Genomic DNA, 464 nt, shown 5'->3' with positions numbered 1-464 from the left:
CCCCAAGGGCCTCAGCCCCCCAGCGCCCGGAGCATCCAGGGCGCTCCCTTCATGTTGAACACCCGCTTGAGGTTGTAGGCCATCACAGCCAGACTGAACTCCGCACGCGCTCCGCTCGTGTGTCTCATCAGCAACCGGGCATTGCCCAGGATCAGGTGCTTGATGCTGGCGAAGGGGTGCTCCACGGTCTTGCGCCTGAGCGCCATCATCCATGGCTGCGCGGCCATCCGGCTCGCGTTGGCTTGCAGCGCCTCTTCGTACAGGTGGCGTGTCACGAAGCGTTGCCTGGCCGTGGTGCATGCGGGCTTGCGCGCGCACTGGGCACAGTCGCTGGGCTGGGCGGCGTAGATCACCATCTTGTCCGTGCGCGAGAGTTGCTTGCGTCTGAGTTGCTTGCCTGCAGGGCAAGTAAAACTGTCGCTGGCCGCTTCGTAGGTGAAGGCGCTGCGCTCGTACAGACTGCC

1 protein-coding gene is annotated in these 464 nt (G+C 64.7%); it reads right to left on the bottom strand.

Annotated features, from left to right (window positions below; genetic code table 11):
• Nucleotides 1–11: 11 nt before the first annotated feature.
• A partial coding sequence (locus tag AC3A6R_RS27135) for a transposase (protein ID WP_487866181.1) occupies nucleotides 12–464 on the bottom strand: 453 nt, incomplete at its 5' end.

It is taken from the genome of Variovorax sp. Soil_C_19 (genome assembly GCF_057657255.1).
This window is presented reverse-complemented; position numbering and strand designations above follow the sequence as displayed.